General features: G+C 59.1%; 23 protein-coding genes, 5 tRNA genes, 1 pseudogene and 1 riboswitch. Of the genes and pseudogenes, 14 read left to right on the top strand and 15 right to left on the bottom strand.

Translation table 11 applies throughout. The annotated features are described in order from the left end of the window. Window positions 1–50: 50 nt before the first annotated feature. The 4 genes from WJM78_RS18440 (at window position 51) to WJM78_RS18425 (ending at window position 3,736) form a co-directional block, all read left to right on the top strand. On the top strand, window positions 51–257 hold the full coding sequence (locus WJM78_RS18440) for a bacterioferritin-associated ferredoxin (RefSeq protein WP_181364702.1): 207 nt from the start codon (window positions 51–53) through the stop codon (window positions 255–257). A 145-nt stretch (window positions 258–402) separates the two neighbouring features. After that, complete coding sequence (gene bfr / locus WJM78_RS18435) at window positions 403–882, top strand: bacterioferritin (protein WP_042038967.1); 480 nt, start codon at window positions 403–405, stop codon at window positions 880–882. Window positions 883–1,083: 201 nt separating this feature from the next. After that, on the top strand, window positions 1,084–3,189 hold the full coding sequence (locus WJM78_RS18430; RefSeq protein WP_339010900.1) for a DUF885 domain-containing protein: 2,106 nt from the start codon (window positions 1,084–1,086) through the stop codon (window positions 3,187–3,189). 88 nt (window positions 3,190–3,277) lie between these two features. Beyond that, window positions 3,278–3,736: a methylglyoxal synthase gene (locus WJM78_RS18425; protein ID WP_042038964.1), complete on the top strand. Its 459-nt coding sequence runs from the start codon at window positions 3,278–3,280 to the stop codon at window positions 3,734–3,736. Window positions 3,737–3,899: 163 nt separating this feature from the next. Here the strand turns inward: WJM78_RS18425 and WJM78_RS18420 are convergent, their stop codons facing one another. Continuing rightward, entirely contained in the window at window positions 3,900–4,487 is a 588-nt protein-coding gene (locus tag WJM78_RS18420; protein WP_042038963.1) for a superinfection exclusion B family protein, read from the bottom strand. A 204-nt stretch (window positions 4,488–4,691) separates the two neighbouring features. Further along, a riboswitch (yybP-ykoY riboswitch) is annotated at window positions 4,692–4,799 on the top strand. An 88-nt stretch (window positions 4,800–4,887) separates the two neighbouring features. Here WJM78_RS18420 and WJM78_RS18415 point away from each other — a divergent pair. Next, the gene (locus WJM78_RS18415) at window positions 4,888–5,874 is read left to right on the top strand and encodes a sodium:calcium antiporter (RefSeq protein ID WP_339010899.1); all 987 of its coding nucleotides are present in this window, start codon (window positions 4,888–4,890) and stop codon (window positions 5,872–5,874) included. A gap of 95 nt (window positions 5,875–5,969) precedes the next feature. On the opposite strand, the gene ansB is transcribed toward WJM78_RS18415, so the two are convergent. From ansB to WJM78_RS18400, 3 genes are all read right to left on the bottom strand, one after another. Further along, window positions 5,970–7,028, bottom strand: a complete 1,059-nt coding sequence (gene ansB / locus WJM78_RS18410; protein WP_212514656.1) for an L-asparaginase 2 — start codon at window positions 7,026–7,028, stop codon at window positions 5,970–5,972. A 130-nt stretch (window positions 7,029–7,158) separates the two neighbouring features. Then, window positions 7,159–7,353 carry a heavy-metal-associated domain-containing protein gene (locus WJM78_RS18405; protein ID WP_108537601.1) on the bottom strand — a complete coding sequence of 65 codons (195 nt, stop codon included), beginning with the start codon at window positions 7,351–7,353 and terminating at the stop codon, window positions 7,159–7,161. 209 nt (window positions 7,354–7,562) lie between these two features. Continuing rightward, a complete protein-coding gene (locus WJM78_RS18400; RefSeq protein WP_287146280.1) occupies window positions 7,563–8,513 on the bottom strand; it encodes an AEC family transporter in 951 nt (316 codons plus the stop codon). 140 nt (window positions 8,514–8,653) lie between these two features. On the opposite strand from WJM78_RS18400, the gene treR reads away from it, so the two are divergent. From treR to WJM78_RS18375, 5 genes are all read left to right on the top strand, one after another. After that, window positions 8,654–9,601: a trehalose operon repressor TreR gene (gene treR / locus WJM78_RS18395; RefSeq protein WP_339010898.1), complete on the top strand. Its 948-nt coding sequence runs from the start codon at window positions 8,654–8,656 to the stop codon at window positions 9,599–9,601. A gap of 191 nt (window positions 9,602–9,792) precedes the next feature. Continuing rightward, window positions 9,793–11,223: a PTS trehalose transporter subunit IIBC gene (treB, locus tag WJM78_RS18390; RefSeq protein ID WP_108536007.1), complete on the top strand. Its 1,431-nt coding sequence runs from the start codon at window positions 9,793–9,795 to the stop codon at window positions 11,221–11,223. A 67-nt stretch (window positions 11,224–11,290) separates the two neighbouring features. Beyond that, window positions 11,291–12,952, top strand: a complete 1,662-nt coding sequence (gene treC, locus WJM78_RS18385; protein WP_339010897.1) for an alpha,alpha-phosphotrehalase — start codon at window positions 11,291–11,293, stop codon at window positions 12,950–12,952. A 3-nt stretch (window positions 12,953–12,955) separates the two neighbouring features. Next, window positions 12,956–13,579 carry a sugar O-acetyltransferase gene (locus tag WJM78_RS18380; protein WP_339010896.1) on the top strand — a complete coding sequence of 208 codons (624 nt, stop codon included), beginning with the start codon at window positions 12,956–12,958 and terminating at the stop codon, window positions 13,577–13,579. Window positions 13,580–14,024: 445 nt separating this feature from the next. Beyond that, window positions 14,025–14,357 carry a hypothetical protein gene (locus WJM78_RS18375; RefSeq protein ID WP_042038950.1) on the top strand — a complete coding sequence of 111 codons (333 nt, stop codon included), beginning with the start codon at window positions 14,025–14,027 and terminating at the stop codon, window positions 14,355–14,357. Window positions 14,358–14,604: 247 nt separating this feature from the next. Here the strand turns inward: WJM78_RS18375 and WJM78_RS18370 are convergent. Together WJM78_RS18370 and nhaC are read right to left on the bottom strand one after the other, a co-directional pair. Beyond that, window positions 14,605–14,930, bottom strand: a pseudogene (locus WJM78_RS18370) (aldehyde dehydrogenase family protein); the annotation flags it as partial. Between the two features lie 169 nt (window positions 14,931–15,099). Further along, a complete protein-coding gene (gene nhaC, locus WJM78_RS18365) occupies window positions 15,100–16,509 on the bottom strand; it encodes a Na+/H+ antiporter NhaC (protein WP_042038947.1) in 1,410 nt (469 codons plus the stop codon). Between the two features lie 298 nt (window positions 16,510–16,807). Between nhaC and WJM78_RS18360 the strand changes: the two genes are divergently transcribed. Further along, complete coding sequence (locus WJM78_RS18360) at window positions 16,808–17,017, top strand: hypothetical protein (protein WP_108536209.1); 210 nt, start codon at window positions 16,808–16,810, stop codon at window positions 17,015–17,017. On the opposite strand, the gene WJM78_RS18355 is transcribed toward WJM78_RS18360, so the two are convergent. The 9 genes from WJM78_RS18355 to rsmC all read right to left on the bottom strand — a co-directional run bounded on the left by WJM78_RS18355 (window position 17,012) and on the right by rsmC (window position 22,012). Further along, window positions 17,012–17,284: a late competence development ComFB family protein gene (locus WJM78_RS18355; RefSeq protein ID WP_181364681.1), complete on the bottom strand. Its 273-nt coding sequence runs from the start codon at window positions 17,282–17,284 to the stop codon at window positions 17,012–17,014. The genes WJM78_RS18360 and WJM78_RS18355 overlap by 6 nt on opposite strands. 109 nt (window positions 17,285–17,393) lie before the next feature. Then, a tRNA-Leu gene (locus tag WJM78_RS18350) sits at window positions 17,394–17,479 on the bottom strand. Window positions 17,480–17,550: 71 nt separating this feature from the next. Continuing rightward, window positions 17,551–17,636, bottom strand: a tRNA-Leu gene (locus WJM78_RS18345). Between the two features lie 44 nt (window positions 17,637–17,680). After that, window positions 17,681–17,766 (bottom strand) — tRNA-Leu (locus WJM78_RS18340). Window positions 17,767–17,810: 44 nt separating this feature from the next. Beyond that, window positions 17,811–17,896: transfer RNA gene (locus WJM78_RS18335), tRNA-Leu, on the bottom strand. Window positions 17,897–17,949: 53 nt separating this feature from the next. Next, window positions 17,950–18,035: transfer RNA gene (locus tag WJM78_RS18330), tRNA-Leu, on the bottom strand. Window positions 18,036–18,163: 128 nt separating this feature from the next. Further along, window positions 18,164–19,624: a glycogen synthase GlgA gene (gene glgA, locus WJM78_RS18325; protein ID WP_339010895.1), complete on the bottom strand. Its 1,461-nt coding sequence runs from the start codon at window positions 19,622–19,624 to the stop codon at window positions 18,164–18,166. Beyond that, a complete protein-coding gene (gene glgC / locus WJM78_RS18320) occupies window positions 19,614–20,831 on the bottom strand; it encodes a glucose-1-phosphate adenylyltransferase (RefSeq protein ID WP_339010894.1) in 1,218 nt (405 codons plus the stop codon). The genes glgA and glgC overlap by 11 nt, the downstream gene beginning before the upstream one ends. A 152-nt stretch (window positions 20,832–20,983) precedes the next feature. Continuing rightward, on the bottom strand, window positions 20,984–22,012 hold the full coding sequence (rsmC, locus tag WJM78_RS18315; RefSeq protein WP_339010893.1) for a 16S rRNA (guanine(1207)-N(2))-methyltransferase RsmC: 1,029 nt from the start codon (window positions 22,010–22,012) through the stop codon (window positions 20,984–20,986). Between the two features lie 280 nt (window positions 22,013–22,292). Between rsmC and dapA the strand changes: the two genes are divergently transcribed. The 3 genes from dapA (at window position 22,293) to WJM78_RS18300 (ending at window position 25,343) form a co-directional block, all read left to right on the top strand. Next, window positions 22,293–23,165, top strand: coding sequence for a 4-hydroxy-tetrahydrodipicolinate synthase (dapA, locus tag WJM78_RS18310; protein ID WP_339010892.1), 873 nt, complete (start codon window positions 22,293–22,295; stop codon window positions 23,163–23,165). Between the two features lie 93 nt (window positions 23,166–23,258). After that, complete coding sequence (locus WJM78_RS18305) at window positions 23,259–24,899, top strand: GGDEF domain-containing protein (RefSeq protein WP_339010891.1); 1,641 nt, start codon at window positions 23,259–23,261, stop codon at window positions 24,897–24,899. Window positions 24,900–25,136: 237 nt separating this feature from the next. After that, entirely contained in the window at window positions 25,137–25,343 is a 207-nt protein-coding gene (locus WJM78_RS18300; RefSeq protein ID WP_339010890.1) for a hypothetical protein, read from the top strand. Window positions 25,344–25,356: the final 13 nt, after the last annotated feature.

The raw sequence follows: 25,356 nt of genomic DNA, 5'->3' as shown, positions 1-25,356 counted from the left end.
CGAACCATTCTCATTTAGATTTCATGGCATTCCAGCATGAGGTAAACACTATGTACGTCTGTTTGTGCCGCGGCATCACAGATACCCAGATCCGCAATGCGGTACAGGCAGGCAAGACCGAGTTTCGTCAGCTCAAGCAGTCACTGGAGGTGGGGGCCCAGTGTGGCAAGTGTGTGCGCATGACCATGGAGATCATCGCCGCCGAACTCGACAAGGCCGAGCTGGCACAGACTCCGCTCTACTACGAGGTGGCCTGACCCGGACCGCCCCTTTTCTGGCTCGACCCGCTAACAGTGTCACCCTGCCTCTCAAGCGAGCTGGCTCGCCAGACCTTTTGTTGTCACCTTTCTGGACTAAGCTCTAACGATCGAGGCCTCAGGCACGCATCAAGGAGCACTGTCGATGAAAGGAGATCCCAAGATCATTACCCACCTCAACAAGGTGCTGGCCAATGAGCTGATTGCCATTAATCAATACTTCCTGCACGCTCGCATCTACGATGACTGGGGTCTCAAGGCGCTTGGGCATAAGGAGTATCACGAGTCCATCGATGAGATGAAACACGCCGACGAACTGGTCAAGCGGGTGTTGTTTCTGGAGGGGCTGCCCAACTTGCAGGATCTGGGCAAGCTGCGCATCGGTGAAACGGTCGAGGAGATGTTGCGCTGTGATCTGTTGCTGGAGATGGATGCCATCCCGGACCTGAAAGTAGCTATCGCCTACGCCGAATCGGTGCAGGACTATATCAGTCGCGACCTGTGCCAGAACATTCTGGAAGATGAGGAGGAGCATGTGGACTGGTTGGAGACCCAGCTCGATCTCATCGATCGCATCGGGCTGGAGAACTATCAGCAGTCCCAGCTGCATCACGGCTCATCCTGACCAGTCATGGCATGAAAGACCGATTCCAAAACCCGCTCTGGCGGGTTTTTTTATGTTCGGCAGCATCGCTTTTCATTGCGGTTATCTGTATGAAAAACAAGCTTGTTTTGTTAATCAGGTCGCAACAATACGGGCGAGAGAGATGCATTATTGGAGCCCCGTATCGGGACACACAATAACAACAGGTGAAAGGACTACACCATGCACTTCTTGCCCAACAAGCTGGCGCTTGCCTGCGCCATCGCACTCTCCCTCGCTGCCTGCAACGACAACAGCTCCAACGCGCCGGCGGATCCCGCTGCCACCAAGGCCTCTCTGATGCAAACCATGGACGAGGCCCTGCGCGAGAGTCAGGCGCTGGACCCCTACGGTTTTGCCATTGATGCCTCCAGCATTGCCAAACGCAAGGCGCTCGACAGTGCGCTGCTCACCCGGCTGGATGCCCTGGACCCGAGCGTGCTGAGCGAGCGGGACCGATTGTTCTACGACATGATCCGCTGGGATCTGCAGATCAATCTGGCGGGCTACGAGTTGCCCCAATCCCAGATCCCGATCCACCACTTCCGCAACCGGGTGGTGGATCTGGCCGATGACGTAGGGGCTGCCCCCGCCAGCGGCAAGGCCGCCCGCACCGTCAGCAGTGGCTTCGATTACTTCGAGCAGAGCTCGGCCGAGCGGGTCGCACCGGGGGATGCGGCCTGGCGGCGGGATCTCGACCGCCCGGCCACGGCGCCAGCGCAGGCTACTCAGGCCAGGGCAACGACGGCTCCGCTGGCCTGGTATCAGGAGCACCTTGTCTGGCTCAAGGCCTATGATGCCTATCTGGCCGAGGTAAAACATCAGTTCGAGCTGGGCAGCGCCCAGGGCAATAACTTGCCGGACGAGCTGGTGGACCGTCTGCTGGCCCAGCTCAACAGCAAGCTGGATGGCGAGGTGATCGCCGGTGCCTACCTCGGCTGGCAGCTGCTGCCGGGGGAGGCCGACGAGGCGCTGAGCACCGATTACAAAGCGGTGCTGGACAGCATCAACGGCCGCTATCTGGCACTGCGGGACTATCTGGATTACCAGCATGGTGGTGCCTATGGGGTGCGCCTTGGCAGTGGCGAGTGTGACGACGGTTTCTGCGGCATGACCAATGGCCGCGACTGGTATCGCTGGCTGCTGAAGAAGCACACCACCACCAATATGACGCCGGAGCAGGTGCATGAGCTGGGGCTGAGCGAGGTGGAACGTATCTTCGGTGCCATGGTCAAGGTGTGCCATACCGTCGGCAAGTGCGACAGCGATGAGGTGGCCCAGAGCAAGCAGAGCGGCCAGATCTATGACTTCTTCCGTTATCTCAACGAGCCGTCCTTCTTCTACCAGAATCCGCTGGCTGTCTGGTCCGCCAATCTCAACCCGGGCAATGTGGCCGGTGCGACCCTGAGCGAGCCGCAGCAGCAGGCGCTGGCGGAGCATGAGCGGGCGTTGCGGGAGTACAACGGCTTCAAGAGCAAGGCGGCGCTGGTGTTGCCGGACTTCTTCGATGCCGAGCGCACCATTCCCAAGTTGGATTACGAGGTGGTGCCTGTCTCCTATGATGAGGCGCCTTATGGCGGGGTCGCCTGGTATCAGGACGGTAACCCGCAGACCGGCCGTAAGGGGCAGTTCTTCCTCAATACTTACTACCCCTATGGCCTGCAGAGCTGGAACATCAGCACCCTGCTGGCCCACGAGGCGGCGCCGGGCCACCACTTCCAGATCACCATAGCCCAGGAGCTGGCGGCCAAGGATCCCGACTTCCCGCAGTATGTGGCGAATGCGTCCTATACCGCCTATGCAGAGGGCTGGGCGCTCTACACCGAATATCTGGCGGATCACGACATGGGGCTCTATCAGGGGCGTGGCCTCTATGATCCGGCTGTGGGGGATGTGAAGGTCGAGGGTTCGCCTGCCTTCAATAACCAGTTGCAGTACTTCGGCCGTCTCAACGAGGAGATGCTCAGGGCCATGCGGCTGGTGGTGGATACCGGCATTCACTGGTATGGCTGGGGCCACGACAGGGCCGTCGGCTACATGAAGGAGAACTCGGCACTGGGGGCGGGGGACATCAGCTCTGAGGTACCGCGCTACATGGCCTATACCGGCCAGGCAACCTCCTATAAGGCGGGTCAGCTGGCGCTGATCCGGATGCGGGAGTCTGCCGAGCAGGCCCTTGGCGGCCGCTTTGACCTCAAGGCGTTCCACCACCATGTGCTGGAATACGGCATGTTGCCCATCTCTGTGCTGGAGCAGAAGCACCAGCAGTGGATTGAACAGTCGAAGTGATCACAGTTACGGCGCCCGGCAAGGCAGCGGGCGCTGCTTTCGATTAGGATACAGCTCTCTTCCCATCACAATGCTACGGATGAATTCCATGGAACTGATTGCACGTGAGATGGCGCCCCACAAGCGGGTGGCGCTGGTGGCTCACGACAACATGAAGACCCCGCTGCTGAACTGGGTGATGTGCCGCAAGGAGGAGCTCAAGCTCCACCATCTCTATGCGACCGGCACCACAGGCACCATGCTCGGCAAGAAGGCACAACTGCCCATCACTTGCCTCTTCTCCGGCCCCATGGGTGGCGACCAGCAGCTCGGTGCCCTGATTGCCGAAGGCAAGATAGACGTGCTGATCTTCTTCTGGGATCCCCTCAATGCGGTGCCCCACGATCCGGACGTGAAGGCGCTGCTGCGCCTGGCGGCCGTGTGGAACATACCGGTTGCCACCAACGAGGCCACAGCGGACTTCATCATGGACAGCCCTCACATGCAGCAGGCGTTCAGCGTGCAGATCCCGGATTATGCCGGCTATTTGAAGGCCAGGACCGAATAACGGCAGATCCGCCAGTCAGTGCTGGTTATTTGAAGGCCAGGACCGAATAACGGCAGATCCGCCAGTCAGTGCTGGTTATTTGAAGGCCAGAGCCGAATAAAAACAGCCAGATAGCAAAGAGCCGGACACTGTCCGGCTCTTTTATGTGAAGGATGGCAGTAACTTAGCGCTGGAAGCCCTTCTGGGCGAACTTGGGTCTGGCGTTCATGATCTGCTCCACCTGCTCGTCGCTCATCTTGCCACGGGAGAGGCCCAGCACCTTGTAGGTGAGCAGTGGTCGCGCGGGCAGGGCTATCATCAGCGCCCGGATCTGGTTTTCGTCCTCTTTCTCTCGTACCGGCTTGCCGTAGGCGTAGGTGAGTACGCCGGCGTCCATCAGGTTTTTGACGGCAGGTTCGGTGATCGGCAAGTTTATGACGCTTTTGCGTTGTAGCACGAACTCGCGCAGCACCGCCTTCTCGTTGAAATCGAGGAAGGCGATCATCTGGGCCAGCTGATCCTGCTGACGGCGGGATTGCCATTCATCACAGGCCCACTCCCAGGCGATCAGGAAGCCCTGGCTGCAGAAGTAGGAGATGGCGATCAGCATGCCGACCCCGAGCCAGGCGGCGTGGAGCGTGGCCCACTGGCTGACGGCCCCCTTCATCAGGCCGGCTGGAAACAGCAATATGATGCTGCAGCAGAGTAGCAACCAGACCATAAGCCAGTTGAGACGGTTCAGTTGATAGAAATGTTGGATCCACCGTTTCATCGTTCATCCTTCCCAAACTATTGTGGACAGTAGGCAACTCATAGCAATCGTTATGCCAAGGCGTAGGTGCCGGGGGAAAGAGTGGTGACCCGGACGGAGGAATCGAGGGCACTGACCAAGGGGATCCTTACATTTTCTTACAACTTATCGGGCGGATGATCATTCATTTGCCTTGTGAGGCGGTGGTCAACTTGGTAAAAAGCCCGCACTGTCATTGGGGAGTAGCAACCCGCCCGTGATCCGGGCAGGGCTCATGTCAACATTCTTGGATCTGCCGATCCATGGCATGAGCGGCGATAGCATCTATCGCTCTGCAAGACCTTTGGCCTCGATACGCAAGCCAGCCGGGCGAGCCGTATCGGGTCCATCGGTTGTTCTGCTCGCCTGGCGGTTGCCTATTATGTTGATTACCCTGCTGTTATTTCTGCTCTCTGCCGTCACCATCTACCTGGCCTGCGAATATTTCGTCAACGGTATCGAATGGACCGGCCATCACTTCAAGTTCTCCCAGAGTGCCACCGGCTCCCTGCTAGCAGCCCTCGGCACGGCCTTGCCCGAATGCATCGTTACCCTGACCGCCCTGCTGATGGGGGATGCCCCCGCCCAGCAACAGATAGGGATAGGCGCCGCCCTCGGCGGCCCTCTGGTGCTCTCCACCATAGGCTATGCCGCCGTCGGCGTGACCCTGCTGCTGTGCATGAGCCGTGAGCACAGAGTCATCGATGGCGAGGTGCAGCGCGAGATAGGGCGTGATCAGGCCTGGTTTGTCGGTATCTTCCTGGTGGCGGTGGCCCTTGGCATGGTGGCATTCACCGGTAAAGCCTGGCTGGCACCGCTGTTCGTGCTGGTTTATCTGGTCTATGTGCGGCGTGAACTGAAACAGACCGACAGCCACGAGGTTGCGTTGCCAGAGCCCCTCAAGCTGGATCCCAAGGCCGAGATCCCGGCGCTTGGCAAGGTACTGCTGCAGACCCTGGTGGCGTTGGGGGTGGTGGCGCTGGCGGCGCAGCTGTTCGTCCATCAGTTGGAGAGCATGGGTGAGCTGTTTGGCCTCTCTCCCGTGCTGGCGGCCCTGCTGTTGAGTCCGGTGGCAACCGAGATGCCCGAGTTGATGAATGTGCTGATCTGGGTACGTCAGGGCAAGAACAGGCTGGCGCTGGCAAACATCTCCGGTGCCATGATGATCCAGGGCACCATTCCCAAGGCATTCTGCCTGCTGTTCACCCCCTGGTTGCTGGATAGCACCATGATGGTCTCCTCGCTGGTGACCCTGCTGGCGGTGGCACTGCTGTGGTGGGGCTTTAGCCGTGGACGGATGACGGCGGGCAGATTGGCCTGCGTGGGGCTCCTCTACCTGGGTTTCTGCGGCTGGCTGATGGTGAGCTGATGGCGCGCTCTATGTGCAGATGACGCCATGAGCAAGGGCAGGAGCCGATCCTGCCCTTTTTTCATGGGGTGACGTTAGCGGGTTGAGCCCCGGGATCAGAACTGCTGGAACCAGCGCTGGATCTGGACCGGATCCTTACTCTGGGTCAGCGAGAGCATCAGCAGGATGCGCGCTTTTTGCGGATTCAGAGTGCCCGCTGCGACGAAACCGTACTTGGCGTCATCGATCTCGGCATCCAGAGTGGTGGCGCCGGTCGGCACGCGGGCGGAACGTACCACGCGGATACCATCCTTGCTCGCCTGAGCCAGGGTATCGAACAGGGTGTGGTAGAGGTTACCGTTACCCACACCGGCACTGACGATACCGTCAAACTTGGCATCCACCATGGCCTTGGCCGGCAGATCGGTGGCGTTGGCATAGTTGTAGACGATGCCCACTTGCGGCAGCTTGTCGAGTTTGCTCACATCGAACGGGGTCTTGCTGGTGTGCAGGCGGGCCGGGCTGCGCTGATAGTCGATCTTGCCGTTGTGAATGTATCCCAGTGGGCCAAAATTGGGGGAGGCGAAGGTCTGTACCCCGGTGGTGTTGGTCTTGGTGACGTCGCGGGCATCCAGCACTGTGTCGTTCATCGCCACCATCACGCCACGGCCCTTGGAGCTCGGATCGGAGGCGGTCACCACGGCGTTATACAGATTCAGCGGGCCATCGGCGCTCATGGCGGTGGAGGGGCGCATGGCGCCGACCAGCACCACCGGCTTGTCGCTCTTGACGGTCAGATTGAGGAAGTAGGCGGTCTCTTCCATGGTGTCGGTGCCGTGGGTGATGACGATGGCATCCACGTCATCCTTGGCCAGTAGCTCGTTGACCCGCTTGGCCAGGGTCAGCCACACCTCGTCGTTCATGTCCTGGGAGCCTATTTTGACTACCTGCTCCCCCTGCACATCGGCCACGTTCTTCATCTCGGGAACTGCAGCAATCAGGGTCTCGATAGCTACCTTGCCAGCCTCGTAGTTGGACTGGGTGGCCGACTGGCCCGCCCCGGCGATGGTGCCGCCGGTTGCCAGAATATGGACGCTGGGCAGAGCCATCGCCATGGGGGAGAGGGTCAGGCCAACGACGGCGGCGAGCAGGGTCTTGCGGATCGGTAGGGTCATGCTGCAAATCCTTATGGTTGGAATAATCGCAGCAAGTTTGCCCATTTAAACAGCAATATCTGTGATAACACTCACCAAAAGACAGGTGGGTACAGATTTTTAACCTGTTTAATACCTCTATAGAGATAAATTAACCTACCTGAAAGCCCTGTGCTTCGATCAGGGCGATCAGCGCTGCCTTGCTCAGTTCGCTCTCGATAACAGCCTTGCTGCTGGCAAAATCCACCCGGGCCTGACTAATAGCACTCTGGGCCAGCAGGGCTTTTTGCAGGCTAGCGGCGCAGCCACCACAGGACATGCCGGACACTGTGAGTTCGATAGTCATGGGATATCTCCTCTGTTGATAGTGCGCCAGCCTAAAGCTGCCGCCCGCGGCAAGGTCAAGCCGTGCCGGATTGGCAATGGCAGCCTCCCTCAGCCCATCAGCCCGAGGTAGTTCATCAGGGTGGCACCCAGGCTGGTGCTGATCGGTAAGCCCAGCGTGGTGGTGGCGATGACATATTGACGGCGAACACACCGTCATCTGATGGATTGCTATCCCATCAGTCCCAGATAGTTCATCAGGGTGGCGCCCAGGCTGGTGCTGATCAGTGAGCCCAGCGTGGTGGTGGCGATGATGTTGGCGGCCAGTACGCTGTCGCCGCCCATGGCGCGGGTCATCACATAACTGGCGGCGGCTGTGGGGGTGGAGCTGATGAGAAACAGTATGCCGAGCGCCTGCGGGCTGAAGCCAAGCGCCCAGGCGCCCGTCACCAGCAGCACCGGAATGCAGAACAGCCGGTTGGCGGTGGCCCAGCCGGTCAGCATGGCACCGCCGCGCAGGGCTTTGAGGTTGAGACTGGCGCCGGTGCAGAGCAGGGCCAGCGGCAGTGTCATGTTGGCGAAATAGTTGCCCGTGGTGATCACCAGCTGGGGCAGCTCGATACCGAGCAGGCCGAATGGCAGGGCGGACAGGATGGCGATGATCAGGGGGTTTTTGGCGATCCCCTTCAGGATCGGCTTGATCCCCTGGCTGCCCCCCAGACTGCGGGTCAGGGTGATCACGGCGAGTATGTTGTAGAGCACTGTCACCGAGCCTACCAGCAGGGCGGCGGCACCTATCCCCTCAGCGCCGTAGGCGTTTTGCACATAGGCCAGCCCCATGATCCCCATGTTGCCGCGAAAGCTGCCCTGCACGAAGATACCGCGCTGACGCCGCTCCGGGATGAAGCGGGCCGCCAGTACCTCCAGCACCAGAAAGCCGGTGAGCGTGCCGAGCAAACCGTAGAGGATGAGCCAAGGACTCGGCATGGTGGAAAAATCGGTGCGCACCATGCTGAGGAACAGCAGGGCCGGCAGGGTGACCTGAAACACCAGGCGGGAGGCGGATTCGACGAAGCTGTCTGGCAGCAGGCCCAATTGCTTGAGCCAGATGCCGAGCAGCAGTACCACGCAGATGGGGCCTGTGATGGAGAGGGAAAAGTGCAGGCTTGCCAGCAGATCCATGATGCGCGTCCTGTGCGATGGCGAGCGGCACGGCGTTCGCCAGGGAAAAAAAAGCATTCTAACGCCATGGGCTTGTATTCACAGGGCTTAATCACAACAATGTGGGCAATTCTGCCGCCGAGCCCCCTGTGAGCCAATTCATGGACAAGAAACTGACCATCCTCGATATCGCCCGTCTGAGCGGAGTCGGCAAGTCGACCGTCTCCCGGGTGCTCAATCAGGATCCCAAGGTGAAGCCGGCGACCCGCGAGCGGGTGGAGCAGATCATTGCCCTGCACGGCTTTGTTCCGAGCAAGTCGGCCCGGGCCATGCGCAGCCATAGCCAGCAGGTGGTGGGGATCATCGTCTCCCGACTCGACTCCAGTTCCGAGAACCAGGCGGTACGCGGCATGCTGGAGACCCTCTACCAGCGTGGCTATGACGCCGTGCTGATGGAGAGCAAGTTCTCCCCCGCCAAGGTGCTTGAGCATCTGGCGGTGCTGGAGCGGCGCGGGGTGGATGGCATCATCCTCTTTGCTTTCAACGATCTGGACTACGACGCCATGGCGCCGCTGCAAGAGAAGCTGGTACTGGTGGCCCGCGACCATCCCGGTTTCTCCTCTGTCTGCTTCGACGATGCCGGGGCTGTGCGCACCATGCTGGCCGCGCTGGCGACCCGCGGGGTAGGCGAGATCGCCTATCTGGGGGTGGATACCTCGGACCTCACCACGGGCCAGCGCCGTCTCAATGCCTATCTCGGCTACTGCGCCGAGCAGGGATTGGCGGCGCGCAGTGCGCTCGGCGATCTCAGCCTGCAGAGTGGCTACCGGCTGGCGGCCGAGCTGCTCACCCCTGCCACCCAGGCACTGGTCTGCGCCAGCGATACCCTCGCCATAGGTGCTGCAAAATACCTTCAGGAACAAGGGCGCAGCGAGGTGCTGGTGACAGGCCTTGGCAACAACCCCATGCTCAGCTTCCTCTTTCCCAACGCCCTCAGCCTGGATCTTGGCTACCAGGGTGCGGGGGAGCAGGCTGCCCGCCAGCTGCTCGGCCAGATCGAGCAGGATCACCGTCCGCTGGCGACCATAGCCCCCTGCAACACCCTGTGAGCTCCATCACTTAGCCCTGAACAAAAAATGTGCTTTTTGTGATGCTGACCACGAAATGGGAACGTTCCCATTTCGATCCTATCAAATTGGCTGCATGCTAAATAAGAACGATACCAAAAACGCTCAGACCAGCAGACTGGTCCAAAAGGGCGAAGTAGACCAATATCAATAGAGTCACAGAGGGAAGACTCATGCCAAAGATCAACGCACAACAGCTTGCCACCCTGATCGACAAGATCGGCGGCAAAGAGAACATCGCCACCGTCAGCCACTGCCTGACCCGCCTGCGCTTCGTGCTGAACGACCCGGCCAAGGCTGATAGCAAAGCCATCGAGACCATACCTGCGGTGAAGGGCTGCTTTACCAATGCCGGCCAGTTCCAGGTGGTGATCGGTAACGAGGTGGATGAATGGTACAAGGCGCTCACCAAGGAGATAGGTGTCAGTGGTGGCAGCAAGGATGCCGCCAAGCTGGCCGCCCGTCAGAACATGAACCCGCTGGAACGGGGCATCTCCCATCTGGCGGAGATCTTCGTACCCCTGCTGCCTGCCATCATCACCGGTGGTCTGATCCTGGGCTTTCGCAACGTCATCGGCGATATCAAGATGTTCGATGATGGTACTCATACCCTAGTCGAAATCAGCCAGTTCTGGGCTCAGGTCCACGCCTTCCTCTGGCTGCTGGGCGAGGCTATCTTCCACTTCCTGCCGGTTGGCGTCTGCTGGTCTGCGGTGAAGAAGATGGGGGGCTCCGAGATCCTGGGGATAGTGTTGGGTGTCACCCTGGTCTCGCCGCAGCTGATGAATGCCTATGGGATAGGCCAGCAGATCCCGGAAGTGTGGGACTTCGGCTGGTTTGTCATCGAGAAGGTGGGCTATCAGGCTCAGGTTATTCCAGCCCTGCTGGCGGGCGTGGCACTGGCCTATATCGAGACCACCCTCAAGCGCATCATTCCGGCTTATCTCTACCTGGTGATCGTCCCCTTCGTCTCCTTGCTGCTGGCGGTGATCCTGGCCCATGCCCTGATAGGCCCCTTTGGCCGCTGGATTGGTGACGGCGTCGGCTTTGCGGCCAAGGCCGCCATGACAGGTTCGTTTGCTCCCATCGGTGCTGCCCTGTTCGGCTTCCTCTACGCACCCCTGGTTATCACGGGGATTCACCACACCACCAACGCAGTGGATCTGCAATTGATGCAGAGCATGGGTGGTACCCCGATCTGGCCGTTGATCGCCCTCTCCAATATCGCGCAAGCTTCGGCTGTGGTGGGCATCATCCTCATCAGCCGCAAGGAGAACGAGCGGGAGATTTCCGTGCCTGCCGCCATCTCGGCTTACTTGGGCGTGACCGAACCGGCCATGTACGGTATCAACCTCAAGTACAAGTTCCCCATGCTGTGCGCCATGGTGGGCTCCAGTCTGGCGGCGCTTATCTGCGGCTTCGCCGGTGTGATGGCCAACGGCATAGGGGTGGGCGGTCTGCCGGGCATTCTCTCCATCCAGCCTCAGTATTGGGCCGTCTACTCAGTCGCCATGCTGGTGGCCATAGTGGTGCCGATGGTACTGACCCTGCTGGTTTACCAGCGGCAGCAAGCGGCCGGCAAGCTGGCCCAGGCCAGCGCCTGAACATAGTCATCAGGGCGGCCCTAACGGGTCGCCCTCTCCTTTTTCATTCGAAACAAGAGCAAGACTCATGAACCAAACACCTTGGTGGCAGAGTGCCGTGATTTACCAGATATACCCCAAGAGTTTTCAGGATTCCGCTGCCCGTGGCACCGGCGATCTCAAGGGGATCATGGCCCGCCTAGACTATCTCAAGACCTTGGGGGTCGATGCCCTCTGGCTTACTCCGGTTTATGTTTCCCCTCAGGTAGATAACGGTTACGACATCGCCGACTATCTGGCCATCGATCCCGCCTACGGCACCATGGACGATTTTGAGGCACTGCTGGCTGCCGCCCACGCACGCGACATCCGCATAGTGATGGATATCGTGGTGAACCACACCTCTACCGAGCACGCCTGGTTCAAATCTGCGTTGGGAGATAAAAACAGTCCCTACCGCGACTACTACATCTGGCGCGATCCGGTGGACGGCGGCGTGCCCAACAACTGGCAGTCCAAGTTTGGTGGCAGCGCCTGGGAGCTGGATCAGGCCACCGGCCAGTACTACCTGCACCTGTTTGCCCGCGAGCAGGCGGACCTCAACTGGGAGAATCCGGCCGTGCGTGCCGAGGTGAAGAAGGTTATCCACTTCTGGGCCGAGAAGGGCATCGATGGCTTCCGCCTCGACGTCATTAACCTCATCTCCAAGGATCAGACTTTCCCGAACGACGAGATTGGCGATGGCCGCCGGTTCTACACCGATGGGCCGCGTATCCACGAATTCCTGCAGGATGTGAGCCGCGATGTTTTTGCACCGGTGGGCGTCATGACGGTGGGAGAGATGTCCTCTACCTCGCTGGAACACTGCCAGCGCTACGGCGCGCTCGATGGCTCCGAGCTCTCCATGGTGTTCAACTTCCACCATCTGAAGGTGGATTACCCCAACGGCGACAAGTGGACGAAAGCACCGTTCGATTTCCTCGAACTGAAGCGTATATTCAACCACTGGCAGAGCGGCATGCATGGCAAGGGCTGGTCGGCGCTGTTCTGGTGCAACCACGACCAGCCGCGCATCGTCTCCCGCTTCGGGGACGAGGGCGAACATCGGGTTGTGGCCGCCAAGATGCTGGCCAGCACCCTGCACGGCCTGCAGGGCACGCCCTACATCTATCAGGGGGAGGAGATCGGCATGACCAACCCCGGTTATCAGAGCATCGATGACTATCAGGATGTGGAGAGCCGCAATATCTTCGCCATCAAGCAGGCCGAAGGGATGAGCGAGGCCGAGATCCTCGCCATCCTCGGCGCCAAGTCGCGCGACAACTCGCGCACCCCGATGCAGTGGAGTGCCGCCCCCAACGCCGGTTTCACGAAAGGTGAGCCCTGGCTCACCCCTGCCGCCAACTACCCCGAGATCAACGCAGAGGCAGCGCTGGCCGACCGCGATTCCGTATTCTGGCACTACCGGGATCTGATCGCTTTGCGCAAGGCGCACCCCATCTTCACCCAGGGGGATTATCAGGAGCTGCTGGTGGGGCATCAGCGGATCTGGGCCTATACCCGTAGTGCCAACGGCCAGACCCTGTTGGTAGTTAGCAACTTCTACGGCGAGCCGACAGAGTTCGTGCTGCCTGCGCAGATGCTGGCTGGCGAGGGACGCCTGCTGCTTGGTAACTACCCGGATAGCCCGGCCCGGCCGCAATCTTGTATGCTGCGCCCTTATGAATCCCTGATCTGGCTGATGGAATAGACGATGACACAGGCCCCGCCCATGGCGGCAACAGAGGCTCGGCAACCCGTGCGCGGGCCCGAGTGGCAGAAGATGGTGGCGGGGGAGCCCTATGATGCAGGAGATCCTGAGCTCAAGGCGGCGCGTGAGCGCTGCCGTTTCCTCTATCACACCTTCAATACCAGTTGGCAGGAACCGCCGGCGCGGGACGCCATGCTGCGGGAATTGTTTGGCAGCCGTGGCGCTGTGTGCGCCATCAATCCTCCGTTCTTCTGCGACTACGGCGCCAACATCCACCTAGGGGAGAACTTCTACGCCAATGTCAACTGCACCATCCTCGATGTGTGCGAGGTGCATATCGGTGACAACGTGCTGCTGGCGCCAGGGGTACAGATCTACACCGCGGCCCACCCGGTGGCGGTGGTGCCGCGGGTGGCCGGGGTCGAGTTCGGCAAGCCGGTGCGCCTCGGCAACAACGTCTGGATCGGTGGCAGTGTCGTCATCTGCCCGGGTGTCACCATAGGGGACAACAGCGTGATCGGTGCGGGCTCAGTGGTCACCCGGGATATTCCGGCCAACGTGGTTGCCGTCGGCAATCCCTGCAGGGTATTGCGGCCCATGACGACAGAGGAACTGGCAGGAATATGAGTATCAAAGGGCAGGAGATCCTGCCCTTTGTGTTGTCCGTCTGTGAACTTATTCCAATCCTCATTCCACCGAGGAATAGGGGTCAAAGCGTGCTTCCTGCGCTAGCCAAATTGGGAGCGACGCCGTGTCGTTCCCCTGCCATAAACCAGTGCCCGTTGCGGTGTTGGCGATACCTGAACCCAAGATGGATATCCACATCAGATTTTTTGAACATCTAGGCCAGTTTATCTCGCTAACAAAGATGGGTAGAGGTGTCTAATATTCACTCAACGCTTAGGCAGGAACGCCAAGCGGCCAAATAACAGGTCGTTCCAGGCTGTGGCACCATCAAACAAGGTGTCGGATGTCAGTGAAAGAACAACATTCTATTTGAATAACCTCTTGCATGGATGCATTGATTCAGGCCGAACCGGCCTTGGCAATGACATAAAAACCAAGAGAGTGAATGAACATGAAAAACGTAATCAAGATGCTGGCCGTTGCAGGCCTGATGACAGCCGGTGTCGCCCAGGCTTCTGTCCCCGCTGACCTCAACGCCACGCCGGGCGTGCTGTTTGTCAATTGGCATGCGAGCGCTGCCGCGGATGGCAAGGCTAACCCCATGCTGGAAGTGCGTGACGAGTCTGGCGATGTCGTTGCCTCCGCCCACGCCAATCTGGTGGGGACCCAGCAGGTTCGTATTCCAAGCCGCGCTCAGGGCAACCTGACCGTCACCTTGGGTGAGCAGAGCAGTGATTACCGCATCCCGTTTGGTATCGGCAGCGGCAAGCAGCGCTAAGCCGTACACGCAAGCAGAGAACGATGGCCACAGGCCAGACCGGCAGTCGCTGGCAAAGGGCTCGGTCATGTTCCGCCACAGTGGCGTGAACATACAGAGTGTTCAGAAAGAAGGCCCCGCATTGCGGGGCCTTCTGCTTTTTGGCGCGGCGAGCAATCCCTTGTCAGAGCTTGACCATAATATGGCGCGGCAACGTGCAGTCCTCCAGCGCATAGAGGGAGAGATCCTTGCCGTAGCCCGAGATCTTCATGCCGCCGACAAACTTGTCGTAGATCTTGCCCTGGGCATAGGTACGGCTGGCGGCGGTGCAATCCTGGCCGGTGTTGTAGAAGGCGAAGGTGCGAATACCCGCCACCACCGCCTCCAGGTCCGCATCGTCGAAGATGGTCACCCCCAGCTCAAGCTGGGTGCGCTTCATGGTGCGAGCGGCGCTATGCAGGATCTTCTGGCCGGTGGCGATATCGCCGGTGAGCGATACCATGCGTACCAGCGAGTACGCCACCAACGGCGCCCCACGCTTTCGGCCCGCTGGCAGATGACGCCGGGCGGGAAGATCTCGCTGCCCAGCTCGGCGGCGGCGCGGCTCACTCAAAAGCTGTCAGCCACAGCCACAAAATAACGGATCTGGCGAAAGGTAAAGTTCATCGGGCCACTCGCGACTGGGGTGGCTGTCAGCTTAACCTCGAATCCCGCTCAAACAAAAGGCGCCGTGATGGCGCCTTTGTCATTGATCTCGCAACGATTAGCGAGAGCTGGCTGCGGCCACCAGCGGAACCCGGTTCACCCCTTTGCCCATGTAGGCGAGGGTGACGGTCACTATGATGCAGGTGAAGCTGAGCCACATGTAGGGCAGGTAGTCGAGGGTGGCGACTCCGAGCACCCCGGCCATGAAGATGCCGTTGTCGCTCCAGGGCACCATGCCGCAGGTGAGGGTGCCGCCGAACTCGGCGTTGCGGGAGAGGTTCTTGCGTGCCAGTCCCAGCCGGTCGTAGTTCTTGGCCATGATCTTGGGGGTCAGGATCAGTGATACATACATGGCCGAGCCGAACACGTTGGCCAGAAAAGCGGTACCAATGGTGTGGCTGGTCAGGCTGCCGACACTGTTGATGCGTTTTTCGAAGGCACTGGCAATGACGGAGAGAATACCGACCTTCTCCAGCAGGCCACCAAAGCCCAGGCCGAAGATGATGACTGCGACCGAGCCCAGCATGGACTCCATGCCGCCGCGACCGAGAATGTTGTCGATAAAGTCGATGCCAGAGCTGATGGCAAACGGGCTGTAGGCGGAGTGCATCGCCTTGACCGGATCCATGTCCTGAAATGCGATGGCCCAGATCAGGCCCAGCAGGGCGCCGAAGCTGATCACCGGGAAGGCGGGTTTGCGGTTGGCCAGCAGGCCCAGCACCAGCACCACGGGGACTATGGCCAGCGGGGTGATGTTGAACTGGTTGTCGAGCGCCTCCATTACCAGATTGACCTGCTCCAGACTGACATTGCCTGAATATTGCATGCCCACCACGGTGAACAGCACGGCGGTGATGACATAAGAGAGCAGGCTGATGGGCAGCATCCCTTTGATGTGCTCCACCACGTCGACGTTGGACATGGTCGAGGCCAGCACCACGGAGTCGGAGAGCGGAGAGAGCTTGTCACCGAAGTAGACGCCGGAGAGTACGGCACCTGCCACCAGCGGCGCAGGCACGCCGAGACTGTGGCCGATCCCCATCATGGCAATACCGGCCGTGGCGGCAGATCCCCATGAGGTGCCAGTGGCCAGTGAGGTCAGGGAGCAGATGATCAGGGTTGCCAGCAGGAAGATGGACGGGTGGATCACCTTGAGGCCGAAGTAGATGATGCTGGGCACTATGCCGCCAGCAATCCAGGTGCCAACCAGCGCACCGACGGAGACCAGGATAAGGATGGCCCCCATCCCCTTGGCTACGCCGTCAACGGCCGCCTGCTCCAGAGATTTGTAATCGTGGCCAAGCTTGATGCCGAGCCCCATGATGATGAACCAGGCGATGAACAGCGCCAGTTGGATGGGCAAATCGAGCACGCTGGTGAACGAAAATGCCAGTGCCAGGAAAATGGCCAGACAGGCAAACACCTGCGCCATGTTCGGTAGTCGGATGTGGTTTTGTTGGTTTTGCATAGATACTTCCTAAACTCTTGCTCGCCAAGGTCAGTCCCTCTCGTCCTGTGGATACACGTATCCCGAGGGGCCAACCCAAAAAGAGGCCGCAATCTACCACAAACCTGGGGGGGAGAATCCCAACAGATTTAGCAAAAATGCACTTTTGATTGGAAAACTTACCAATTAGTTGATCTCATAACCCGTTTTTGAGTGCTCTGTTTGCCCCGATGGACATTTGAATCTGATAGAAAAGTCCGATTGCATACGCCTAAAATACAAATGATAATTGTTATTGATTGGTAGGGGAGGCATCACCATGATCTGGATTGTGAGAGTCATGCTGTTGGGCGGGCTGCTGGCTGTGCTGGGCTGGGGTCAGGATAAGGAGTACGGCATCTGGAGTCTTGGCTTTGTGCTGGCCGCCTGGGTCATGCTTGAACCCAGATTGAGGCCAGCCTTGATCCTGCTGCCAGTGGCAGGGCTGACCGGTATTGTCACTTTGCTCTGGCAGCAGCCTTGGTTATGAGGTTTTGACGGGATCCTGCTTGATCTTTTGCTGTGCCAGTGTGAGTGAGTCGACAACCAGCCTCTCCATTTCGGTGCGCTTGGCATCGGTCAGGAAGTAGAGCATATCGACACTGTGGCGAATATAGTGGGCCGGGAGCTGGTTGAGGGTGAGACAGCAGAGATCGGCCATCTGGTCGCTGGTGAGCGTCTGTTGCAGTCCCTGTTGCTCAATCTCCTTGAGCACCAGATGTTCGTAAAAGTTGTGAATATCGGTATCCGGTAGCATATGCGTTCCTTGGCATGACGATGGGCGGTAAGTCGTCAAAAGCATAGTCATAACAAGGAGTGAAAACAAAAGGCCCATCACTTGCGTGATGGGCCTTTTATGTAATGAATGGTGCGAAGAGAGGGACTCGAACCCTCACATCCGTGGGACACTAACACCTGAAGCTAGCGCGTCTACCAATTCCGCCACCTTCGCACACTGATTTTCTCCAGCTGGTTTTTAAATGCGGTTGGAGCGCATTGCTCTGTTTTTACATGTCAGAGTCATGGTGCGAAGAGAGGGACTCGAACCCTCACACCCGGGGGGCACTAACACCTGAAGCTAGCGCGTCTACCAATTCCGCCACCTTCGCACATTGTGTTACCAGTTTTGATTTACATGCTGTCTGGAGAAGCATGGTGCGAAGAGAGGGACTCGAACCCTCACATCCGTGGGACACTAACACCTGAAGCTAGCGCGTCTACCAATTCCGCCACCTTCGCACATTGTGTTACCAGTTTTGATTTACATGCTGTCTGGAGAAGCATGGTGCGAAGAGAGGGACTCGAACCCTCACACCCGGGGGGCACTAACACCTGAAGCTAGCGCGTCTACCAATTCCGCCACCTTCGCACATTCGGGTTTTCTAGTTGGATTTACATGCTGCTGAATCAGCATGGCAGTATTGGTGCGAAGAGAGGGACTCGAACCCTCACATCCGTGGGACACTAACACCTGAAGCTAGCGCGTCTACCAATTCCGCCACCTTCGCATCACTGCGGAGGGGGATTCTATAGAGTTTTGGGGGAGCGTCAACAGCCAAAGGGGACTTTTTTCGCTGTTGACGTCCAAGGTGAAACCAAGGGGACAAAACTTCAGCAATTAGCCGACGTTTACGGCTCAGTAACGGCCCAATGCACTCTGATACATCAGCTCGTACTGGGTGACCGAATCAGGCCAGTTGAAGCGGGTGCTCATGGCGTTGTGCTGCACCCTGGCCAAGCGCTCTTTGTCCTGCAGGAAGTAGAGCAGACTGCGGCGCATCGTATCGAGCAGGATGGAGGCCGTCGGATCGTTGAAGCAGAAGCCGGTGGTATGCTCGGGATCGGCATCCCAATCCACCACGGTATCTTTCAGACCTCCCACTGCACGCACCAGTGGCAGGGTGCCATAGGCGAGGCTGTACATCTGGTTGAGGCCGCAAGGCTCGAACAGCGAGGGCATCAGGAAGAAGTCGGCACCGGCTTCGACCAGATGGGCCAGACGATCGTCATAGGTGTTGATGAAAGCGAGTTTGCCCGGATACTGCTGGGCCATGGTTTGCAGTTGTGTGGCGAGCGCAGGATCGCCAGAGCCGACGATCACCACTTGCACCTGATGGTGGAGGAATTTCTCCAGTGCAGGGAGCAGCAGGGGGACGCCCTTCTGCTCGGTCAGGCGACAAACCATGCCGTAGATGGGCAGATCCGCAACGGCAAGCCCGGCTTCCTCTTGCAGGTGCTCTTTGCAAATCTGCTTGCCTGCCATGTTGTCGATGCTATAGGTCGCAGGCAGGAACTCGTCGAACTCCGGATCCCAGTCCTTGTAGTCGCAACCGTTTAGGATGCCGCAGAGATCGGCGGCCCGCTGCTGGAAGATATGCGCCATGCCGTGGGCGCCAAGGTGAGTCAGCAGCTCCTGGGCATAGTTGGGGCTGACCGCATTGATTTTGTCGGCGTAGAGCACCCCGCATTTGAGCAGGTTGACGTGGCCGTAGTCATAGTTGAGGCGGTGTTCGTAATCCGCGATCTCGGGCATGGCCCAGAACTGCTCGCGGCCGAACACCCCCTGAAACGCCGCGTTGTGAATGCTGATCACACTGCGGGTCTGCTGGAAGAAGGGGTTGTGGGCATGGCGGGTTTTCAGCAGCAGCGGCAGCAGGCCGGTATGCCAGTCGTTGCAGTGGGCGATATCCGGGGCAAAGCCGAGCTGCTCGCAGGCATGGAGGGCCGCGGCCGAGAAGAAGGCAAAACGTTCGCCATTATCCGGATAGGCCTGATTGTTCTCGGCGTAGAGCTGGGGACGATCGAAATATTGCGGGCAGTCGAGCAGGTAGACGCAGACGCTATCCAGTGCCATCTGGTAGATGCGATAACCGATGTCTGGCAGCCCTGGATGGGTTGGCAACCAGTGTGAAGCGACCAGTCTGGCCTCATCCCGTCGCTTTATCGTCTTGTAGAAGGGCAGCATGATCCTGACATCATGTCCCTTCTGGGCCAGGTACATCGGCAGGGCTCTGGCGACGTCTGCCAGACCTCCGGTCTTGGCCAGCCCCTCAACTTCCGAGGCAACAAACAGGATTTTCAGTGGGTTAATAGCCAACTCTTGCTCCCTTAGGTACCACCACGATACCGCCTTCGGATACGGTAAATCGCTCTCGATCGTGGTCCAGATTTTCACCGATAACGGTGCCGGGCGCAATTTCAACATTTTTATCTATGATCGCGCGCCGGATGGAGCAGCCTTCACCAATCTTCACATCCCCCAGCAGCACGGACTCACTGACATGGCTGCAAGCGCCGATATTGCAACGGAAACCGAGGATGGAACGCTGGATCTGGCTGCCCTGAATGAAGCAACCGGCGGAGATGAGGGAGTTGGCGATCTTCACTTTGCACTCGTCGCTGTCGATGAAGGTGGCAGGCGGCAGTGCCGGATAGTGGGTGTGCAGCGGCCACTTGCGGTTATAGAGGGAGAAGGGAGGGTTGTCGGCCACCAAATCCATGTGCGCTTGCCAGTAGGAGTCAAGGGTGCCCACATCCCGCCAGTAGACGCTCGGTCTTTCGCCTGGGATGACGTTGGTGCTGTAGTCATAGACATAGACGGGAGCGCGCGGGTAGAGGCTCGGGATCACATCCTTGCCAAAGTCGTGGCTGGAGTTCTCCTCGGCAGCATCCCGCTTCAGCTCGCGGCAGAGGGCATCGGTCTCGAAGATGTAGTTGCCCATTGAGACCAGCGCCTGGGTTGGATCGCCGGGGATGTGTTTGGGGTGCTTGGGCTTTTCCTGAAAGCCGATCATCTTCCCTTCGGTATCCACCTCGATCACCCCGAATGCGCTCGCCTCTTCGATGGGCATGCGCAGGGCGGCGACTGTCATGGCGGCACTCTTCTGCTTGTGGAAGGTCACCATCTGGCTCACATCCATTTTGTAGATGTGGTCGGAGCCAAAGATGCAGACGTGATCCGGTTCGGCCCGCTCGATAAAGCCGAGGTTCTGGTAGATGGCGTCTGCGGTGCCGTCATACCAGCGTTTGCCCATCCGCATCTGGGCCGGGATGGGGTCGATGAAGCGGTCGGTGATCCCGACGATATTCCAGCCCTTCTTCATGTGCAGATAGAGGGACTGGGATTTGAATTGGGTCAGCACGTAGATGCGCAGAAAGTCTGCGTTGACGAAGTTATTGAGGACAAAGTCGATCAGCCTGTAGCTGCCACCGAAGGGGACGGAAGGCTTGCTGCGGGTGGTGGTCAAAGGCTGCAGGCGAGTACCTTCGCCACCAGCCAGGATCATGGTCAAGATGCCTGCCATCGTATTTCTCTCCCTGAATGAACAAGATGAAAAGGTTTTCAATGCTAGGTATAAAAAACACCCCTAAAGGGGTGTTTTTTATCGTGCTATTAGTACCTTATCAGATACCGGATGGCGCTCTCTAGCGGTTTGATTGTGCTGCTTAGACTTATTTACACTTTGCTCAGATAGACCTTGAATTTGGCATCACTGCTGATCACGTCCACCCGTTTGAAATGTGTTTCCAGTATAGGCTGGTAGCGCAAGAAGGCGTTGGCAACAATGGTCAGCGAGCCATTTGGCAGCAAAAACTCCGGTGCCCTGGCGAGGAAGGTTTCGGTCGCGGCATAGAAGGTCTTGAGACCCGCATGGAATGGTGGATTGGAGACGATGTGCTGGAAAGGGGTGGAGACATCCGAATAGACATCAGAGGGATACACCTTGCCCTGCAGACCATTGATCGCCAGGGTGCGGCGGCTCGATTCGAGCGCCAGCGCGCTGATATCCACCATGTTGACCTTGAGGTCAGGATTGCGCTTGGCCAGCACTGAACCAATCACCCCTGCGCCACAGCCGAAATCGAGCAGCTCGCCCTGCATCGGTGGCACCGCCGCCAGCAGCATCTGGGTGCCGAGATCCAGCTCGGCGGCGCTGAATACCCCGGGCAGCGCCAGCACGGTCAGTTCGGTGTCACCCGCCTTGCACTGGTAGCGGCCAAACCAGCTTTCCAGTTCGAACGGGGCGACCGGCTTGCAGAGCTCGCCGTGGTAGAGGGAGCAGCGGCGCGCCGAATCACGCTTGATCGGCTTCTCGCCATAGGGGGCCAGCAGCTTGTCGGCGCCATTGATGCCACTGCGGTTTTCACCAGCCAGGAACAGGTCGGCGCCGGCTTCCAGCAGGGGAGTCATCATGGCCAGCAGATATTGCGCCTCGGCTTTGGCCTTTGGCATCAGCAGCAGCAGGGCGTCGAAGCGGGGGGCACCACCGAGCTGGTGGTCGAACAGGATCCCTTCGCCCAGGGCCGCCTGCTGGCTGCGGTAGTAGCAGTAATCGGTGGTAAAGACGGTCAGGGTCTGGGCCAGAGCGGCCAGCTGGCGCGGATAGTCATCCTCCAGCGCGCCACAGACAAGTAGCCGCTTGCCGACAAAGAGGGCTTGGTTTCGTTCCAGCATCTGGCTGACGGCACTGATAGGGCTGCTCATCGGGTCTCTCCGCTCAATTTTGGGCGGCCATTATACATAGCCCCTTTCGCCTTGACATTTATGCCGTGTTCCCGAAATATGCCCAGACACCATTTTTTGACCAGAGATGATGAAATGCGGTTCAACGGGTTGAAACGAAAGCACAAAAAAAGCCTGATATTCGGGCCTGCCGACGTTCGCGCGTAACCTCTCATCGCTGAGAAACTTAAAACCCCGGTTGCGCGCATCGTACCGGGGTTTTTTATTGCCATATGCGCGTTATTTAGGAGAAGGAAAGCCCATGTTTCAAGGTTCAATCGTTGCGTTGATCACCCCGTTTCGACAGGGCAAGCTGGATGAAGAGGCGCTGCTGCGTCTGGTAGAGTGGCACATCGAGCAGGGTACCCACGGCATTGTACCTGTGGGCACCACGGGCGAGAGTCCGACCCTGACTCATGACGAGCACTGCCGGGTGGTCGAGCTGGTGGTCAAGCAGGTGGCAGGGCGCATCCCGGTGATTGCCGGCGCTGGTTCCAACAACCCGGTCGAAGCCATTGAGTACACCCGCCACGCCGAGCAGGCGGGGGCCGATGCAACCCTGCATGTGGCCGGTTACTACAACCGCCCCAATCAGGAGGGGCTCTATCACCACTTCAAGGCGGTGCACGACGCGACGACCAAGCCCATCATCGTTTACAACATTCCGCCGCGCGCCATCGTTGATGTGCAACCGGCTACCCTGGCCCGCTTGGCCGAACTGCCGCGTATCGCTGGCGTGAAGGATGCCACCGGCGACCTGGCCCGCCCCTGGACCGAGCGCCAGCTGATCAAAACGCCGTTTGCCTGGCTCTCCGGTGAAGATGCCACCGCCGTGGCCTACAACATTGGTGGTGGCCAGGGTTGTATCTCGGTAACTGCCAACGTGGCTCCCAAGCTGGTGGCAGAGGTGCAGAACCTGACGCTGGCTGGCAAGTGGCAAGCCGCGCGTGAACTGCAAGACCAGCTCATACCGCTCCATCAGGCGATGTTTGCCGAGCTGAGCCCGGCCGGTGCCAAATATGCGGTTTCCCTGCTCGGTTTCTGCAGTGAGGAGTGCCGCCTGCCGGTGATGCCGCTGTCCGAGGCGACCCGTGAACGCATCCGCAGTGCGATGCAGGCATTGAATCTGTTATAAAAATTGGGCTCTGGATCGCGCTTTTGACTGCCTGGTCAATTAATGGCAAAGTTTGCCGATATACTCGCTTGGATACAACCAAGGATGGCAGGTATGCAGGAATGGGATCCAGAGCACTTCACCAGTTTTGAACACCTCTGTGAAGTGACGCTGGCAACGGTCAGGGAAAAGACAGAAGCCGAACAAATTTACCTTTGGTTGCGGGCTCCCGAGTCCCAACTTTACAGTTTTCAGCTCGATCAGGGGCTGGTCTGCCTGAATGCAGACATTGCTGCCCCCCTCAAACTCCCCGTCATTTTCATCGAACAGGCCTTCGACAAGGGCCAGCTGGTGGTGGAGCAGATAGCCCCGACGACCGATGTCTGGGAGACGGTCGAACCCGAAATTCCGCGCCTGCGTGCCTGCTTCCCGCTCAAACGCCAGAAGGGGTTGAAGGCCGTGGTCTATCTGGAGACCCGCCGTCGTCTCGATCGCCTCTCCCGACGCCAGCAGCAGAGCATCCAACTGCTGATGCACTATCTGGCCGCCGAGCTGGAGAGCCGGTTGCTCGCCAACCAGATCGATCAGGAGCGGGATCAACGCAGGCACACCCAGGCCGATCTCATCCGCAGCCAGGCGCTGCAAGACTCTTTCCTCAGCATGTTGCAGGCGTTGCATCAGGTGGGGGTCAAACTTTCCCGTTGCGACAGCGAGCATCAACTGCTGCACGATGCGGTGGCGCTGGCCCGTCAGGATCTGCAGTTCGACCGCATCGCCATCTTCCTGGTCGACGCCGAGTTCAAGACCATGCACGGCACCTGGGGCACCAACGAAGCGGGTGAACTCATTGACGAGCGCCACTTCATCAGCGCCATTCCTGAGCATCCCGCGGTGCAGGAGGCCCTGCGCCGCAAGGACTATGTGCTGGTGCTGGAAGATGCGCCGCTCTACTACGAGAAGCAGGAGGTGGGGCGTGGCTGGAATGCCATGGTTTCACTGTGGGACGGTGCCACTCCCATCGGCTGGATCGCAGCCGACAACCTGTTGTGGCGGCGGCCGCTCAAGGCGTACCAGAGCGAGATCTTCAAGCAGTATGCGGCCATGCTCTCCCAGTTGTTGATCCGCCAGCGCACCCAGGCCGCACTGGAGCGCTTCAATCGGGAGCTGGAGCTGAGGGTCAGCGAGCGCACCATGCAATTGGCGGAGACCAACCGGGCGCTGGAGGAGGCCAACAAGCGACTGTCGCTGCTGTCGCTGGAGGATCCCCTGACCGGCATAGCCAATCGTCGTCACTGGGACCTCACCATGCAGCGGGAGTGGGAGTGGGCCCGTCGTCACCAGGGCCTGCTGGCGGTGCTGATGATCGACGTGGACGACTTCAAGTCCTACAACGATCACTTCGGTCATGCCAAAGGGGATCAATGTTTGCAACAGGTGGCCAGTTTGCTGCAGGAGGCGGAGCGGCGGCGCACCAACCTGGTGGCCCGCTATGGCGGGGAGGAGTTCGTGATCCTGCTGTGCGGCCCACAACCCGGAGAGGCCGAGCGGTTGGCGGAGCGGATTCACGAAGGGCTCAGTGAATTAAAGATCCCTCATCCGGCTTCCCGAGTTACTGATTTCATTACGGTTAGCATAGGTTTTAGCTATCTGGTTCCCTCGCTGGATTGCACATGGCAGAGCTTGACCGAACAGGCCGATCAGGCGCTCTATCATGCCAAATCCCAGGGGAGGGCGTGTACGCTAGCCTATCGGTGAGCCCATGGTGTGACGTTGCTATCCCCTCTTCCATTGTCGTCTTGCCCCCGTTACCTATGGCATGGACTCTCCGCTTGCCGACCCCGCCGAATGGACTCTTCTCGCGATGCAATGCTGCGAGCTGATCGCCGCGACTGCGCTCGGCAAGGCCGCCGCCAGCTGGGCGTTGTTTGGTGAGCTTGGTATTGGATGGGGCGTTACTCTTCGAGCAGCCCAAAGCCCAAGGATATGAAGCGGGTGTTTGAGCCCTGTGAGGGGCCGCTCTTTTATCTGTTTGCGCTGGGGAAAACCTATGAACAGGGTGACTGGCCGCTGCGAGCCCAGCTGGCAGCCCAGCTACCCGCTGGCTCCCGCCAAGCTGACCTCATCTCTTTTCAGGCAAAAATGTGGGGGCAAGCGTTTCTCGCCACCCAGGTCATGGCGACGGGGCGCGGCTCTGGCTAGAATGGGGGCCCAT

It is taken from the genome of Aeromonas popoffii (assembly GCF_037818705.1).
GTDB lineage: Bacteria > Pseudomonadota > Gammaproteobacteria > Enterobacterales > Aeromonadaceae > Aeromonas > Aeromonas popoffii.
This window is presented reverse-complemented; position numbering and strand designations above follow the sequence as displayed.